Genomic DNA, 13,772 nt, shown 5'->3' on the forward strand with positions numbered 1-13,772 from the left:
CCCTCAGCCGCGTTTACTCCACATACTTGTTGGTCGACAGCTCGCTGGCCTGTGGTGCCTTGGCGAGCTTCTTGTTGTGCGAATCCTTGTAGGTGCCTGCGTCGTACTGGAAGTCCAGGTATTTCTGGCCCTCGGCGACGTTGACGGTGCCGGGCAGCGACTTCGGGTCGCCGTCGGTCCAATAGTTCTCCTTGACGATTTTCTCCATCGAGGCCCGCGCGAGCTTGGGGTCGAGATGTGAGGATTTGGTTTGGTCGACCAGGATGTCGGCGGCTTTGTCGGGGTTGGTCAGGGCGTAGTCGTATCCACGCTTGGCGGCCTTGATGAACTTCTTGAGATTGGCGGCGTTTTGCGGTTTTGCCACCCACGAGTCCTTCACCGCGAAGCCGAGTTGGTCGGGGTTGCCGGGCACGCCCCACTGGTCGGCGGCAAAGCAGTTGAGCGCCGGACCGTTGAGCTGCGACTCCACTTCCTCCCAGTTGGCGTAGAAACCGGCGAAATCACCCTTGCCACTGGTCAGCGTGCGGAAGGTGTTGGTGCCGGCGGTCGCGGTTTTGAAACCACCCGAGCCACCCGCGTCGCGGATCATCTGGCGCACCGAGGCGCTCTGCTCGGCCGAGCCGAAGGTGACGAAGGTCTTGCCCGCCAGATCCTTGGGGGTCTGGATGTCGGTGCGGCTTTTCAGGGCGCACCAGCGGGCGATGGGCTTCTGCGTCAGGTCGAAGACGAGCTTGAGGTGCGCGCCGCGCGCGTCGGCGTTGGCCAGGTCGGTGAGCTTCGAGAAGCCGATATTGGCCACGCCGTTCTCCACGCTGGTCTCCGCCCCGGCCTGGGCGGTCGGCAGGATCTTCACATTGACGCCGGCGTCCTTGAAATAGCCGAGTTTCTGCGCCACATAGAGACCCACGTGGTTGGTGTTGGGTGTCCAGTCGAGCATGAAGGTCAGCGTCGGGTCGCCGTTCGCCTCATTGCTGGCGGTGGTATCGCCCGTGGCGCCGCAACCGCCCATGGTCAGCCCCAGGGCGAGGGCCACGAACGTGCCGGCGACTTTGCGCCGTGTGCCGTCGTGATGCTTGGCACGTTGGAACAGTTTGGTCGTATCGGATTTTCCCGATGCCATTTGCGTGTGCTGATTGTCGCTTGCGAAGTCCTGAGCGATGTGGCGGCCGCGGATCCGAAGGCGCGTGCCATGCATATCGTTCTTGTATATACGGCCGCGCACGAAGCCCGAAAGCCGTTCGCCGATGTTGCCCACCATGAATCACCTTGCCTGTCGATAAGGCCCGAAACGGCGCATGCGGAAAGGTGAGGAGTCCGCGCGACGAATCGAACCGATGTGTTTGCCCGGCTTTTGTGCCACGGGTCGCGGTCTTCGATTCCCGCCGTCTGGTCGGTCAAAACCATCGGTGAATCCGCCGTCGCCCAAGCAAACTATGGATATCGTCTCTGGCGCAGCTGCTGCCACCAACCGCGCGAACAATAGACATTGTAAAAGATGGTGTCCACAATCATATGAGCTGTGCTCCCGGCGAATATGTTTCGGCCTCGGCGCTTGTTCTCCCTAGTGTTGTTGCGTCGGACGCGGCTTGAGTTCTCCAAGGTGCACGGTCTGGGTGGTGCCGCGATATTCGAGGTGGAGCTCGTCGCCTTCCAATTGCGCTTCAGGCACGGCGATGGTGCCGTCGGGTTCGAGGCTTTCGAGCTCGCGGTCGCCGAGGTAGGCGGAGACGAACACGTGGCTGCCGGGCTCGATGGTCCTTGTCTGCATCGGGAAGCGCGTTTTGGGGTAGAGCAGGTTGGTGTTGGGCTCCGGCGCGGCGAGCTCCACCTGGAATCCCTGGGCGCCGACGAGACCGGTCAGGCCGCGGTCCGTGCGGTAGAACACGGAGGTGAATGGCTCGCCGAAAGTATATGAGTCCGGCGTCGTGTGGCCGGAATCCTTGCCGTCTGCCGAAGCCGACGAACCAGCGACAGCCCCAACAGCGTCATCGTTCCATCCATCGGAGAACGACCCATCCGCCGCATGCCTGTCGCCATGCACACCATTGCGTGCGACACCAGTATCGGGCCCATCAAACTCATCGCCGCCGTCGGGCATCGAGAACCCGCCCTCGGCCAGATGTAGCGCCCGCCCAGTGCCGATGGCGTGGACGCGGATATGCCAGGGCATCAGCGGCACGATGAAGTTGCGAATCTCGACATCGTTCCATGGCTGCCAGAGTGAATACACGTAGTCGTCGTGGATCGCATAGTCCTCGTAGCCAAACGCCGTGCGCCAGTGGTATTGCGATTCTGAGACGGCCAGTGTGCTGTCGCAGGCCATCTGCTTGAGCACCGTGGCGGCTTTGGGCGTGGAGAAGCCGAAGGTCGTGGAATAGACGTATTTCTCGTATTTCGCGTCGGTGTGGTTGTGCTCGGGCGCGTGCTGGCCGGCGGTGAACGCCTGCACCTCGCGGCCCGTGGCGCTGTGGGCCACCAGCATGCGCGGTTCAGGCTGAAGTTTCAGCGGTTCGAACTTGAGTGCCTCGCTTTCGTGGCAGGTCCAGAACTCGTCGGTTTCCGGGATGCACAAAAAGATGAAGCCTTTGAGCGCCCAGTAGGCGGAGGCCGGACCGTTGTAGCCCTCGGCCATGTTCATGTTGGGGTAGGCGTAGCCGATGGGGATGAGGCCGTCTGATTGGAAGATGTTCTGGCTGAACCACCAGCGCAGGTTGCCCAGCAGCAGGTGCTTCACGTCACTGAGGTTCCAGCCTTCCGGCATTGGGATGCCGGCGTAGGCGGCAGCGGCCCAGAACGCGGCTTGGGCGAAGCGGTAGTCGAGGCTGCGGCCGAACGGCAGGCAGGCCCCGTCGCTGGCGAACCAGTTCGCATAGCTCGGCACGAAGGCGCTCGCCCGTTGACGTAACAGCTCATAGCGCTTGGCCTCGGCGTTCGCGGTGCCGTTGGCGTTGGTGGTTTCGCTGCCTTTGTCGCCTTTATTATTGGCGTCTTTCGCAGCCCGTTCGTCGTCGTGCTCCGCCAGTCCGATGGTCAGCAGCGTGAAGAACTGGTAGGCGAAGGGGATGTAGTTGTCGATCTGGTCCTTATAGCCGTCGTACGACCATCCGTGCCCGAGATAATGCGACGAGGTAACGTCGAAATCAGCCTGCACGAGCGCCTCGTGGTCGGTGTGGCCGGTGTGCGCAAACCAGGTGTTGACCATCTGCCGGAACCACAGCCAGTTGGTCTGAGGTATCTCGTGATGGTTGATCTGGTCGAGCCAGTCGAGCATGTTCCGCTGTTGCGTGGCGCTCAGGTGGTTCCAGAAATCCCTGCGCGTCTCGAAGAGGAACGCGGTCACCGCGCCCATCTCCACGAACAGCTGGTCGTAGTCGTCGAGTTCGCTGCCCCAATAATCCGGGTCGCCGGGCGTGGTGCCGTGCACGAGCCCCGCGCAGGTCGCCTGCCACCAATCCGGGAAGCGGCGGATGTTGTCGCGGTTGTAGAAGAGCGGTCCGAGGCCCCATAGCAGCCGGCAGAACCCCTCGATGGAGGTGCGGTCCTGGCTGTAGACCGCGCCGCTGTCGGACATACGGAACCTGCCGTACCGCCCGCCTTCCATCACCAGCCGCATGGCCGGGCGCAGGATGTCGACCAGCGCGCGCTCGCAATCCGCCTTGGTGCGCAGCGGGTTTCGCGCCACGGATTCGTTGAAAGGCTGTGTCTGCATGGGTGCTCCTTCGCGGTCGGCATGGCCACATCCGGCGTTCGTCCGCCATCCGTTGGTTGTCGACATTCGCCTCCACTATATCCAGTGCATACGTCCGCGGGAGTGGTGCCGGCATCGTCTTCCCGGCGCTTTCCATGTCGATTATGGGCACGCTAACGAGATTTCAGGTTTCAAGGCAAGTTATGGCAACAAAACGTATCGTAAAAACATATATAATGATAAATATTCTATTTCGATGAGAAATTAACATTTTTTATGAAAGGTTTACCGGCTTTTCCGCAATCCAAAAAATTAGTGTGAAGGCATTTCGGAACATGATAATTTGGCAAGGCATGGAGCTTCCTTAGATCGGCTTTGCCAGACCCTTCCCGAGGTCGTTCAGCCCCGGATTCTGGCCATGGCGGCGGGGTTGGCTCGCCCGGTGCTCGCGCGCACGATATACGAGGACTTGAGCACGATCGGAGCCTTGGTATTGGTGGGCTTGGTGTGACGGATCTGCTCCACGAGCTCGTCGACGCAGGTGGAGCCCAGCTCCTTGCGCGGCAGGCGGATCGTGGAAAGCGCGGGGGAGACCAGCGAGCTGAACTGCACATCGTCGATGCCCACCACCGAGACCTGCTCGGGCACCGCCACTCCACGGGCGTGCATGGCCGCGATGAAGCCGATTGCCATGATGTCGTTGTAGGCGATCACGGCCTCGCTCGGGTTGGCCAAAAACGGGTCTCCGGCGCAGAATCCGCCGCTGAAGGTAGGGGCGTTGGAAGGCACGCGGCGCAGTTTGAGATGCTGGCGCGAGCAGATGGACGAGAGGGTGCGCCAGCGTACGCCGTCCTGCCACGATGACTCGGGCCCGCTCAGGTAGGTGAAGCTGTGGTGTCCCAGGGAGACCAGGTGTTGCACCGCCTGCGACAGGCCGGTTTTCACCTCGGCGATCACCGATTGTATGCCTCGGATGGAGCGGTTGAGCGTGACCAGCGGCTTGGTCTGCGCGAGCTTGCGTATACCCGTGTCCGAAAGCCTGGAGGAGGCGAGCACGATGCCGTCGATGTTGGGCATGGCCATGTTGATCGAGGTGCGCTCGATGACCATGTTCTCCTCGGAATCGAGCACGAGCAGGCCGAAGCCGTTCGAGAGGCATTCGTGCTGGGCGCTGCGTGTGTATTCGGAGAAGACGGGGTTGCTCAGGTCGGCCACCACGATGCCGAGCATGCCGTGCAGGTGGTCGGAGTCGGGCCGCGAGGAGATTGAGGTGGTGCGGTAGCCGATGCTGTCGGCGATCTCGTAGATGCGCTGCGCGGTCTCGGCGCTCACCCGCCCGGGGCGCGCGAAGGCGCGGGAGACGGTGGAGGTCGCCACGCCCGCCGCCTTGGCCACGTCTCTGATGGTGACGCTTTTCCGGCGATTGTTCTGTGCCATTCGTCACGCTCCTTCGCTTTCACACCAGTGTATGCAGAACTTCAGTATAAGTGCGCTCTTGGGCTTCTTGGCAAATTATGGCAACTATAAACCAGCTTATGGTGGTACGCATAGAGTGGGAAACAATTGTTCAGGACCAGGGCAAGGGCACGACGCTGTGTCGGCCTATTGTATACATGAGGATGGTGCTTAATATGAGTGGACAGTCGAAACCCGGATTGGACGAGGATCGACTCCTGCCGGTCGAGGGCAAACCCCTGAACGTGGCACGGGAGCTGTATGCCTCGATTGCCGACGCCCCCATCATTTCCCCCCACGGCCACATCCCTGTGGAATGGTTCGCCTCCGACAAGCATTTCGCCAATCCGACCGAGCTGTTCATCACCCCGGACCACTACGTCACCCGCATCCTGCACGCCCAGGGCGTCAGCCTCGACGATCTGGGCGTCAACCAGGCGCACTTCACACAAACCCAGGCGCGCGAGGCGTTCCTGACGCTCGGCCGCCATTGGTTCGCCTTCACGGGCACCCCGATGCGTTATTGGTTCGAGGATTCGCTGGTGCGCGTCTTCGGCATCAACAAGCCGTTCGGGCCCGACACCGCCGGCGAGATCTACGACGAGCTCGATGAGATGCTCAAGGCCCCGGAATTCAGCACGCGCTCGTTGGCCAACCGGTTCAACATGGATTTCGTCTCCACCACTGATGACCCGATCAGCGACCTTCGCCTGCACGATGAGGTCAACGCCGATTCGGCTTTCCATCCTCGCGTGGCCCCCGCGTTCCGCCCCGACAAATACCTTGAGCCCGGCCGCGCCGACTGGCCGCAACTGGTGGAGAGCCTTGGGCGCAGCGCCGGTGTGGACGCCTCCACCTACGACGGCTTCACCGAGGCCATGCGGCGGCGTCGACGCTATTTCAAGGCCCACGGCGCGGTGCTGAGCGACCACTCCCACGCCGACGTGCAGTCCGCCAGGCTCTCCGACGACGAGGTCCAGAGGCTCTTCGCCGAGGCGTTCGCCGGGCGAATCGACCAGGCCGACGCCGCGCGCCTGCGCCGCCACCTGCTCAACGACCAGGCCCGGCTCGCCCAGGAGGACGGCTTGGTGATGACCCTGCATCCGGCGGTCGCCCGCAACTACGACGCCATGACCTACGCCCGCTACGGTGCCGACGCCGGTGCCGACATTCCCGAGCCCGCCGAGTTCGTCGACGCGCTGCGGCCCATCCTCAACGAATACGGCAACAACCCCGACTTCCACCTGGTCGCCTTCACGATGGACGAGACAGTCTACTCCCGTGAGCTCGCGCCCCTGGCCGGCTTCTATCCCTCGTTCTACATCGGCGCCCCATGGTGGTTCATCGACGCGCCCGACTCGATCCTGCGCTATTTCCACGACAGCGTCTCCTACGCCGGGTTCACCAAGCTTTCGGGCTTCATCGACGACACCCGCGCGATCTGTTCCATCCCCTCGCGCCACGACATGAACCGCAGGATCACCGCGAACTACGTTTCGGGATTGGTGTGCAACCACACGATCTCGATGGACGAGGGCCTGGAGATCATGCGTTTCGAGGTCACCGACCAGCCCAAGCGGGTCTTCAAACTCGATGGCGTCGCCGAGTAGCGAAGCGGTAAGGAGAGCATGATGTCATCAGAAGGCAACGAAACCGTACCGATGCTGAGCCGTGGGGCGCAAGGTCGCCCGAAGGCGCCCGAGAGGATCATCCACCTCGGGCTGGGCAATTTCACCCGTGCCCACCAGGCGTGGTACACCCAGCATGCTCCCGACGGCGATTCGTGGGGAATCGCGGGCTTCAGCGGCCACGGTCCCCGCATGAAGCGCGCTCTCGACCCGCAAGACGACGTCTATACGCTGATCACCTCCGGGGCCCAAGGCGACGAGTTCGAGGTCATCTCCTCGGTCTCATCCGTGCACCCCGGCGTCGATATGGACGCGCTGCGCTCGCTGTTCGCCAATCCCGCCGTCTCCATCGTCACCTCCACCGTCACCGAGGCGGGCTATGTGCGCGACCACAACGGCGATCTGGACGTGGCCAATCCCGCGGTCGTCGCCGATCTGGGCAAGCTCAAGGACGATCCGAAGACCCCCGAGCTCGACACGACGCCGGTGCGCGTGGTGGCCGGACTGCTGGCCCGCCGCGGCGCCCAGGCCGGGCCGATTACGATTCTGCCGTGCGACAACCTCGCGGGCAATGGCAGGGCCTTCCGCAAGGTCGTCGAGCAGGCGATCGCGGAGGTCGATCCCTCGCTTCTGGCCTGGACGCGCGACAACGTGGCTTGGGCCACCTCCATGGTCGACCGCATCACGCCGGCCACCACCCAGGACGATATCGACATCGTCGAGCAGGCCAAGGGCTGGCACGACAACGCCCCGGTGCGCACCGAGCCCTTCCACGAGTGGGTCGTCGCCGGCGAATTCCCCTCCGGACGCCCGGCATGGGACGCCGCGGGTGCGGTGATAACCGATGACGTCACCCCGTATGAACAGCGCAAGCTGTGGATGCTCAACGGCTCGCACTCCACCCTGGCCTATTGCGGTTCGCTGTTCGGCTATGAATCCGTGGCCGAGGCCGTCGGCGACCCCACGCTGCGTGCGTGGATCAACGAGTGGTGGGACTTGGCCGGCCGCTACGTGAGCGTTCCGACCGACGAATACCGCGCCCAGCTGCTCGAGCGCTTCGCCAACCCCAACATCCACCATCTGCTCCTGCAGATCGCCTCCGACGGATCGCAGAAGCTGCCGGTGCGTATCGTCCCGGCGGCGCTTCGGGCCTTGAAGGACGGGGTCGTGGCCGTGCCGGCCGCGCGCGCCATCGCCGCCTGGATTCTCTTTCTGCAGCGTTTCGAGGGCAAGCTCGCCGACGTCAACAAGGATGAGGTCGTGCCGTTGGCCAAGGCCTGCGCGGTGGGTGGCGCGGGTGCCGATCGTGACGCGGTCAAACGCGTGGTCGCTTATGTCGATCAAGGTCTGGCCGATTCGTCGGCGTTCGTCGACGAGGTGATTCGCCAGATCGGCGAGGTCGGTGACATGGCCGCGCGCCATGCGTCGTGAACAATTGAACATGTGAATGTCGGGTGGGTCGCGCGCCTGGTTGTCGGGTTCGTGGCGCACCACCACAGGGCCAAGCGCCGACGCTGGTTGTTGGCACAGGTGTGAAGGCTTGCGGAATATAGGTTTTGCAATAGAAAGGAATCGATATGGCTATCGAAAAGGCCGAGGTTTTCGTCACGAGCCCGGGGCGCAATTTCGTCGTCCTCAAGCTCACGACTACGGACGGCATCGTCGGTCTGGGCGATGCGACACTCAACGGACGTGAGCTGGTCGCCGCCGAATACCTGAAGACCATCGCCCCTGCCCTCATCGGCAAGAACGAGGACAACATCGAAGATATGTGGCAGTACCTCTACAAGGGTGCCTATTGGAAGCGCGGACCGGTGACGATGGCCGCCATCTCCGCCGTCGATGTGGCACTGTGGGACATCAAGGGCAAGAAGCTCGGCGTCCCGGTCTACGACCTGCTTGGCGGTGCCTCCCGCAAGGGCATCCTGACCTACGCGCACGCCTCCGGCACCGACCTGCCGAGCCTGTTCGACTCGATTGACATGTACCGTGACATGGGCTTCAAGGCCACGCGTATCCAGTACGCGCTGCCCGGCATCCCCTCGACCTACGGCGTTGCGGCTTCGGCCAACGCCCAGGCTGGCAAGGGCGAGAAGGGCATGCGTTACGATTACGAGCCCGCTCGCCGCACCAGCGTTCCGGTCGAGGAGGTCTGGGATGCCCGCACCTATCTCAACACCATCCCCGGTGTGTTCGAGGAAGTGCGCAACAAGTATGGCAAGGACCTGATTCTGTTGCACGACTCCCACCATCGTCTGCGCCCGATCGAGGCCGCCCGCTTCGGCAAGGCGCTCGAGCCTTACGACCTCTTCTGGATGGAAGACACCACGCCTGCTGAGGACAACCAGCAGTTCCTGCGCTTGGTGCGCGAACACACCACCACCCCGATCGCCATCGGTGAGATCATCAACTCCTGGACCGACTACATCACCCTGATCGAGGAGCAGCTCATCGACTACGTGCGTTCGGCCGTCACCCACACCGGTGGACTGACCCACATGAAGAAGCTCATGGCCTTCGCCGAGCTCTTCGGCGTCAAGTCCGGATTCCATGGCCCCACCGACGTCTCACCGGTCGGCATGGCCGCGAACCTGCACCTTGACCTCGCGATTCCGAACTTCGGCATTCAGGAGTACATGAAGCACAGCGACGAGACCCTCGAGGTGTTCCATACCTCCTACACGTTCAAGGACGGCTACCTGCACCCGGGCAACAAGCCGGGCCTCGGCGTCGACTTCGACGAGAAGCTCGCCGCGAAGTACCCGTACCAGCCCGCCCCGCTGCCCGTCGACCGTCTCCTCGACGGCACCATGCACGAGTGGTGAGTGATTTTTCTTAGTTACTGCCGCGATGGAGCGGGATATGTGTTGTTCTGGACACTCAAGGCCGTTCGGCCAAGCCTACGCCAGAACAACACATATCCCGCTCCATCGCTCTGACTAAGCGAGCTTTTTTAGAGCGAATATGACGAAGTGCCGCCTTCCCCTGGATAGGAAGGTGGCACTTCGCTTTAACTAGTAGTGGCTAAATTACTCCCAATATCGCATTGAGCGCATCCATAACACTATCTTTTGCATCTGCAAAGTCGATGCGCTCGTCAAGCGGGACCTGGTCTCTGCTCATATTGTCGTATTCTTCGATGTATCGGTCGCTGTAATCATCGAGATCTTGCCTTAACGTTAGAAAATCATCCTTAGTCACATCAATATCTTGCATCATTGTTTTCAAGAAGATGATTTGATTGGCTTGGATTATTTCGGTTCCTGTTTCTGGCCTTGAACGAAGAATCGAAGACATGTCGAACAGGTCCTTGGCCCTTAGCCCTTTTCCGGTGTCGGATTCGCGAGAATTCGTTTTCAGATAACTTGGCGCGTTCTGGCACAATGACAGCATTTTTTCGTAAATGATTCTGACCAGAGACGAGACCGCTATTTCAACGCCGTCGGAGTTGATTTTGTCTAAGCAAAACATTCTATTGTTGAGGGAAATTTCTATCTTGAGACTTCTTGTGTCTCCGAAATGACGGACGGGTGCTCGCCGGTTCTTGTTGGTTGAGTTGGTCTTATCGGCGACTCTGACGACGATTCTTGCGAGTCGTTTCGGTTCCGTTTTACTGGGTAGATGGTCCAGTTTGGTGTTTCTGACCTCCATACTGGAATCATTGAATTGTTCCTTCAGCGCCTCTTCTATGAGTGCTCTTTCCTGTTCAGTAATCGAATTTTCTTCAACGTAAAGATCGATGTCCTGAGACGCACGATGGCTGATATTGTGCGCAATCAGCGCCTGCCCGCCGTGCAAGGCGATTCTGCCGGCAAACTCGTCTATCGAGAACAAGGCGGACAAGGCCTTCGCGATGATTTCCTGATTGGTCAATTCCTCAGTCGTCATATGGCACCTAGTCCTTTCGGATAATAGACCCCAATGTCGGAGTCGAACAGCTTGTCGCGCATATTTTTTTGCAGATACATGTTGAATTTTTGTTTGTCTGGGTCGAGTCTTTCAGCAACAAGATTTTTCTGCTGTTCCGAATAGCCTGCTCTATCCATGTAAAAAAGTATGTTCTTTCCATACGGGAACAGGTATTGGCCGTTGTCGAGCAATTGCATCATCCTGAGTACTTTTAGCTCGCCCTTGGCTCTTGCAAAAGCTTCCAGTACCTCTTGCGCGCCGCCTGAATAGTCCGGTTTCACGGTGCATTCGATAAGTGTCTTTTCCACGCCGCTTACGGAAATTCCTGAAGGGGCGTTCGGCACTTGCATTTCGGTAATACCTCTATCTACGGTTGCGGATTGATCCAGCAAGTAGACTTCATATGGTCTGCCATCATATTCGAATGTGTATATGTTGTTGGTCATTCTTGCCGGTGTTGAAAAGGCCTTATCTATTTGATCCTGTGATAATTCCGTGTTCCGCTCTAACGTTTTGGCTTTCGTTCTCTTCTTTTTGACATAGATAGGTTTAGGGACATTCAAAGTCAGATCATTGAGATACAGAGCCGAATAGTGGGAGATATACGTGCGTCCGGAAAGCGAGAGTGCTATGGCGTACGGAGAAACCGGTTCGTTTTTAGGAATCAATCTGATGATATTTGTTTCTTTGTCTTTCTTGGATATTCGTAATTCCTTGAACCGATTTGCTTCAGGGGAGACCAGATAATCCCTAAAGTTCGCAAAAGATACCTTTTGCAGAAGAAATCCCCGCTTTTGAAGGTTATTGTAGATTGTTCTGATTGCGGATACGCTTAAGACATTATTGAAAACGGCGCTTTCTTCCCTCACCGCATCGGATATTTCCTTACGGCTTTTCTTTTTATAGAAAATGTATTGCGCAACCATTCTTTAATACTAGCCCACACGCTGTAATTTGACAAACTATTATTTGATTGATAAAGTATAAATACTTTATCAATCAAATACATAATAAATATTTAACATGATTTCCTTGTAAACACGCCAGTAACTTGACAGATAATGTTTATATATATAAAGTATAAATACTTTATATATTGAGTCAATGACCAAAATATAAATAGCTTAACCAGAATACAATGAAGCGCCGTTTTCCTTGTGATGGGAAAACGGCGCTTCGCGTTAGCTACCAGCTAGAAAATGCGCTCGTCGTGGTCATCGGCGGGGTGCGGGGTGTAGGTGATCTTGAAATCGTCGTCTGCGGGCACCGAGCTGGTGTTGATTGGCGAATCGGACAAATGGAAGGTCACGGTGCCGTAGGCGGGGACGGTGACGTGGCGCCATGCCGCGCCCTCTCCGGCGACGGTCACCGCGGCGGCGATGTCGGTGTCGGTCGGGTTGTAGAGGAATCCGGCGTAACCGCGTCCGTCCGGCTCGATGAACGCGACGGAGCCGAGCCCGCCGTGCCGCCCGTCGGGGGTGTGGCTGGTGGAGGCCACGCGGCGCGACCCGGGGCGCACGTCCTGGCCGAAGTTGCGCAGCATGAAGTACTCGAGGTTGCGCTTGACCTTGCCGGTCTTGGAATCGATGGTGATGACACCGCGGCGGCCGCTCGTCTTGGCGTAGCTCGGGAAGCCCTGTTCGTCCAGCGCGATGTTCCACAGATTGATGAGGCCGACGTTGTTGCGCACCAGGCCGGTGCCGATCTCGCCGAACATCACGTGGCTGGCCTCGTCCACCGTCTCGTCGAGCATGCAGCGGCGCTCGCTCATCGCGGCCTTCCAGCCGGGGAACTGCCGCGTGCCGTTGAACACCGATTTCGGCAGCCCGGAGTAGGTGTGGAACGCCACGCCCGCGAACGCCTGGGCCTGGGCCAACGTCATGTAGTCGCTCACCGGCCGCTGGAAGAAGCGCAGCCCGTCGTCGCCGAAGTAGATCTCCACGTCCGGGAACGTGGCATCGAGGCAGGGCCGCAGGTATTCGCTGCCCCATTTCGCCAGCTCCTCGGGCGTCCAGATGGCCATGGGCCACTTCGGCGAGTTGCTGGGTTCGTTCTGCATGGTCACCGAGGTGATCGGAATGCCATAGCTGGCGTAGGCGGCGATGAACTTCACGATGTATTTGGCGTAGACGAAGTCGATGGTGTCTTGCCGGCGATAGCCGTTGCCGCAGTATTCGCCGAGGCGCAGCCTGCCGTCGCCCTCGAACTTGCGGTTCGTCTTCATCCAGGCCGGCGGGCTCCATGGCGAGGCCATCACCTTGACCGCCGGGTTGATCGCCATGATCTCCTGCAGCACGGGAATGACGTTCTTGAGGTCCTTGGTGGCGTCCGCCGCACCGGGCTCGCCCTCGCCGATCGAGAAGTATTGCAGGCCTCCGTCGGTGTCGACGCCCTCGGGCAGGTCGTCGTAGCTGTAGTATTTCTGGCTCGAGAAATCGCAGGAGCCGATGGAGATGCGCACCGATGAGAATCCGCCCTGCTCCGGGCTGAACATCTCCTCGAGGATTGCGTGGCGCTGCCCGGCGTCCATGCTGTGCATGAGCAGCGAGGCGCTGGAATCGGTGATCGCCGCGCCGGCGCCCTCCCAAAGCTGGTATTGCCTGCTCGGGTCGATGACGACGGGCACCGCCTCGCCCGGGTCGGACTGTGTGGCCGGGGTCTCGAGGTGCGACCGGCGGAGCCGCAGGTCGCCGCTGGTCACCGTCCACCATTCGTTGCGGGGTTCGTTCTGGTGCGTTGCCGGTGTTGTCATGGGCGGGTACTCCTTTTTGTCTGGCCGGCACTGTCGCGTGGTCGCGTGCGTCGGCCGCGAAACGGTCGCGCTCGTGCCGCCATAGCACCAGATCGGCCAGGTGTCACTTCCAGGTGTCACATCTTTATTGCTTTATCGACATCCCGTACACGAGCCTAGCAGTCCCGGCGCACGTCCACCCAGCGGTTAAATCAGTACGTCTGGAGGCCGGTTCGGGCTTGCCGTCCGATAGCGAGGTCATGGCGGGGATTTCGTGTGACAAATAAAACAAATCCGCTAGGCAAATAATGGCAACAAACATTTTCTCCATATCTGAATGTGTAGGCTCGAAGATAAGGAC

The 13,772-nt window shown here is 59.9% G+C and carries 9 protein-coding genes; 3 read left to right on the forward strand and 6 right to left on the reverse strand.

Going from position 1 to position 13,772, the window contains the following annotated elements; genetic code table 11:
- Positions 1-13: 13 nt before the first annotated feature.
- The 3 genes from OZY47_RS01050 to OZY47_RS01060 form a co-directional block, all read right to left on the reverse strand.
- The gene (locus OZY47_RS01050; protein ID WP_277178110.1) at positions 14-1,258 is read right to left on the reverse strand and encodes an ABC transporter substrate-binding protein; all 1,245 of its coding nucleotides are present in this window, start codon (positions 1,256-1,258) and stop codon (positions 14-16) included.
- A gap of 303 nt (positions 1,259-1,561) precedes the next feature.
- Entirely contained in the window at positions 1,562-3,709 is a 2,148-nt protein-coding gene (locus OZY47_RS01055) for a DUF2264 domain-containing protein (protein ID WP_277178111.1), read from the reverse strand.
- A 378-nt stretch (positions 3,710-4,087) separates the two neighbouring features.
- On the reverse strand, positions 4,088-5,125 hold the full coding sequence (locus OZY47_RS01060) for a LacI family DNA-binding transcriptional regulator (RefSeq protein ID WP_277178112.1): 1,038 nt from the start codon (positions 5,123-5,125) through the stop codon (positions 4,088-4,090).
- A 194-nt stretch (positions 5,126-5,319) separates the two neighbouring features.
- Here OZY47_RS01060 and uxaC point away from each other — a divergent pair, with 194 nt between their 5' ends.
- The 3 genes from uxaC to manD all read left to right on the forward strand — a co-directional run bounded on the left by uxaC (position 5,320) and on the right by manD (position 9,596).
- Positions 5,320-6,753 carry a glucuronate isomerase gene (gene uxaC, locus OZY47_RS01065; RefSeq protein WP_277178113.1) on the forward strand — a complete coding sequence of 478 codons (1,434 nt, stop codon included), beginning with the start codon at positions 5,320-5,322 and terminating at the stop codon, positions 6,751-6,753.
- Positions 6,754-6,771: 18 nt separating this feature from the next.
- Positions 6,772-8,202, forward strand: a complete 1,431-nt coding sequence (locus tag OZY47_RS01070; protein WP_277178114.1) for a mannitol dehydrogenase family protein — start codon at positions 6,772-6,774, stop codon at positions 8,200-8,202.
- 146 nt (positions 8,203-8,348) lie between these two features.
- A complete protein-coding gene (gene manD / locus OZY47_RS01075) occupies positions 8,349-9,596 on the forward strand; it encodes a D-mannonate dehydratase ManD (RefSeq protein ID WP_277153940.1) in 1,248 nt (415 codons plus the stop codon).
- A 199-nt stretch (positions 9,597-9,795) separates the two neighbouring features.
- Here the strand turns inward: manD and OZY47_RS01080 are convergent, their stop codons facing one another.
- From OZY47_RS01080 to OZY47_RS01090, 3 genes are all read right to left on the reverse strand, one after another.
- Positions 9,796-10,659: a nucleotidyl transferase AbiEii/AbiGii toxin family protein gene (locus tag OZY47_RS01080; RefSeq protein ID WP_277178115.1), complete on the reverse strand. Its 864-nt coding sequence runs from the start codon at positions 10,657-10,659 to the stop codon at positions 9,796-9,798.
- On the reverse strand, positions 10,656-11,606 hold the full coding sequence (locus OZY47_RS01085; protein WP_277178116.1) for a hypothetical protein: 951 nt from the start codon (positions 11,604-11,606) through the stop codon (positions 10,656-10,658). The genes OZY47_RS01080 and OZY47_RS01085 overlap by 4 nt, the downstream gene beginning before the upstream one ends.
- 266 nt (positions 11,607-11,872) lie before the next feature.
- A complete protein-coding gene (locus OZY47_RS01090) occupies positions 11,873-13,432 on the reverse strand; it encodes a glycosyl hydrolase family 30 (RefSeq protein ID WP_277178117.1) in 1,560 nt (519 codons plus the stop codon).
- Positions 13,433-13,772 lie beyond the last annotated feature (340 nt).

This window comes from Bifidobacterium sp. ESL0790 (assembly GCF_029395435.1).
Lineage (GTDB): Bacteria > Actinomycetota > Actinomycetes > Actinomycetales > Bifidobacteriaceae > Bifidobacterium.

What these genes read in the sequence shown, in the direction of transcription:
- OZY47_RS01055 (WP_277178111.1), bottom strand. Translation starts at nt 3,709, where the DNA reads ATGCAGACACAGCCTTTCAACGAATCCGTGGCGCGAAACCCGCTGCGC.
- OZY47_RS01070 (WP_277178114.1), top strand. Translation starts at nt 6,772, where the DNA reads ATGATGTCATCAGAAGGCAACGAAACCGTACCGATGCTGAGCCGTGGG.
- OZY47_RS01085 (WP_277178116.1), bottom strand. Translation starts at nt 11,606, where the DNA reads ATGGTTGCGCAATACATTTTCTATAAAAAGAAAAGCCGTAAGGAAATA.
- uxaC (WP_277178113.1), top strand. Translation starts at nt 5,320, where the DNA reads ATGAGTGGACAGTCGAAACCCGGATTGGACGAGGATCGACTCCTGCCG.
- OZY47_RS01060 (WP_277178112.1), bottom strand. Translation starts at nt 5,125, where the DNA reads ATGGCACAGAACAATCGCCGGAAAAGCGTCACCATCAGAGACGTGGCC.
- OZY47_RS01080 (WP_277178115.1), bottom strand. Translation starts at nt 10,659, where the DNA reads ATGACGACTGAGGAATTGACCAATCAGGAAATCATCGCGAAGGCCTTG.
- OZY47_RS01050 (WP_277178110.1), bottom strand. Translation starts at nt 1,258, where the DNA reads ATGGTGGGCAACATCGGCGAACGGCTTTCGGGCTTCGTGCGCGGCCGT.
- OZY47_RS01090 (WP_277178117.1), bottom strand. Translation starts at nt 13,432, where the DNA reads ATGACAACACCGGCAACGCACCAGAACGAACCCCGCAACGAATGGTGG.
- manD (WP_277153940.1), top strand. Translation starts at nt 8,349, where the DNA reads ATGGCTATCGAAAAGGCCGAGGTTTTCGTCACGAGCCCGGGGCGCAAT.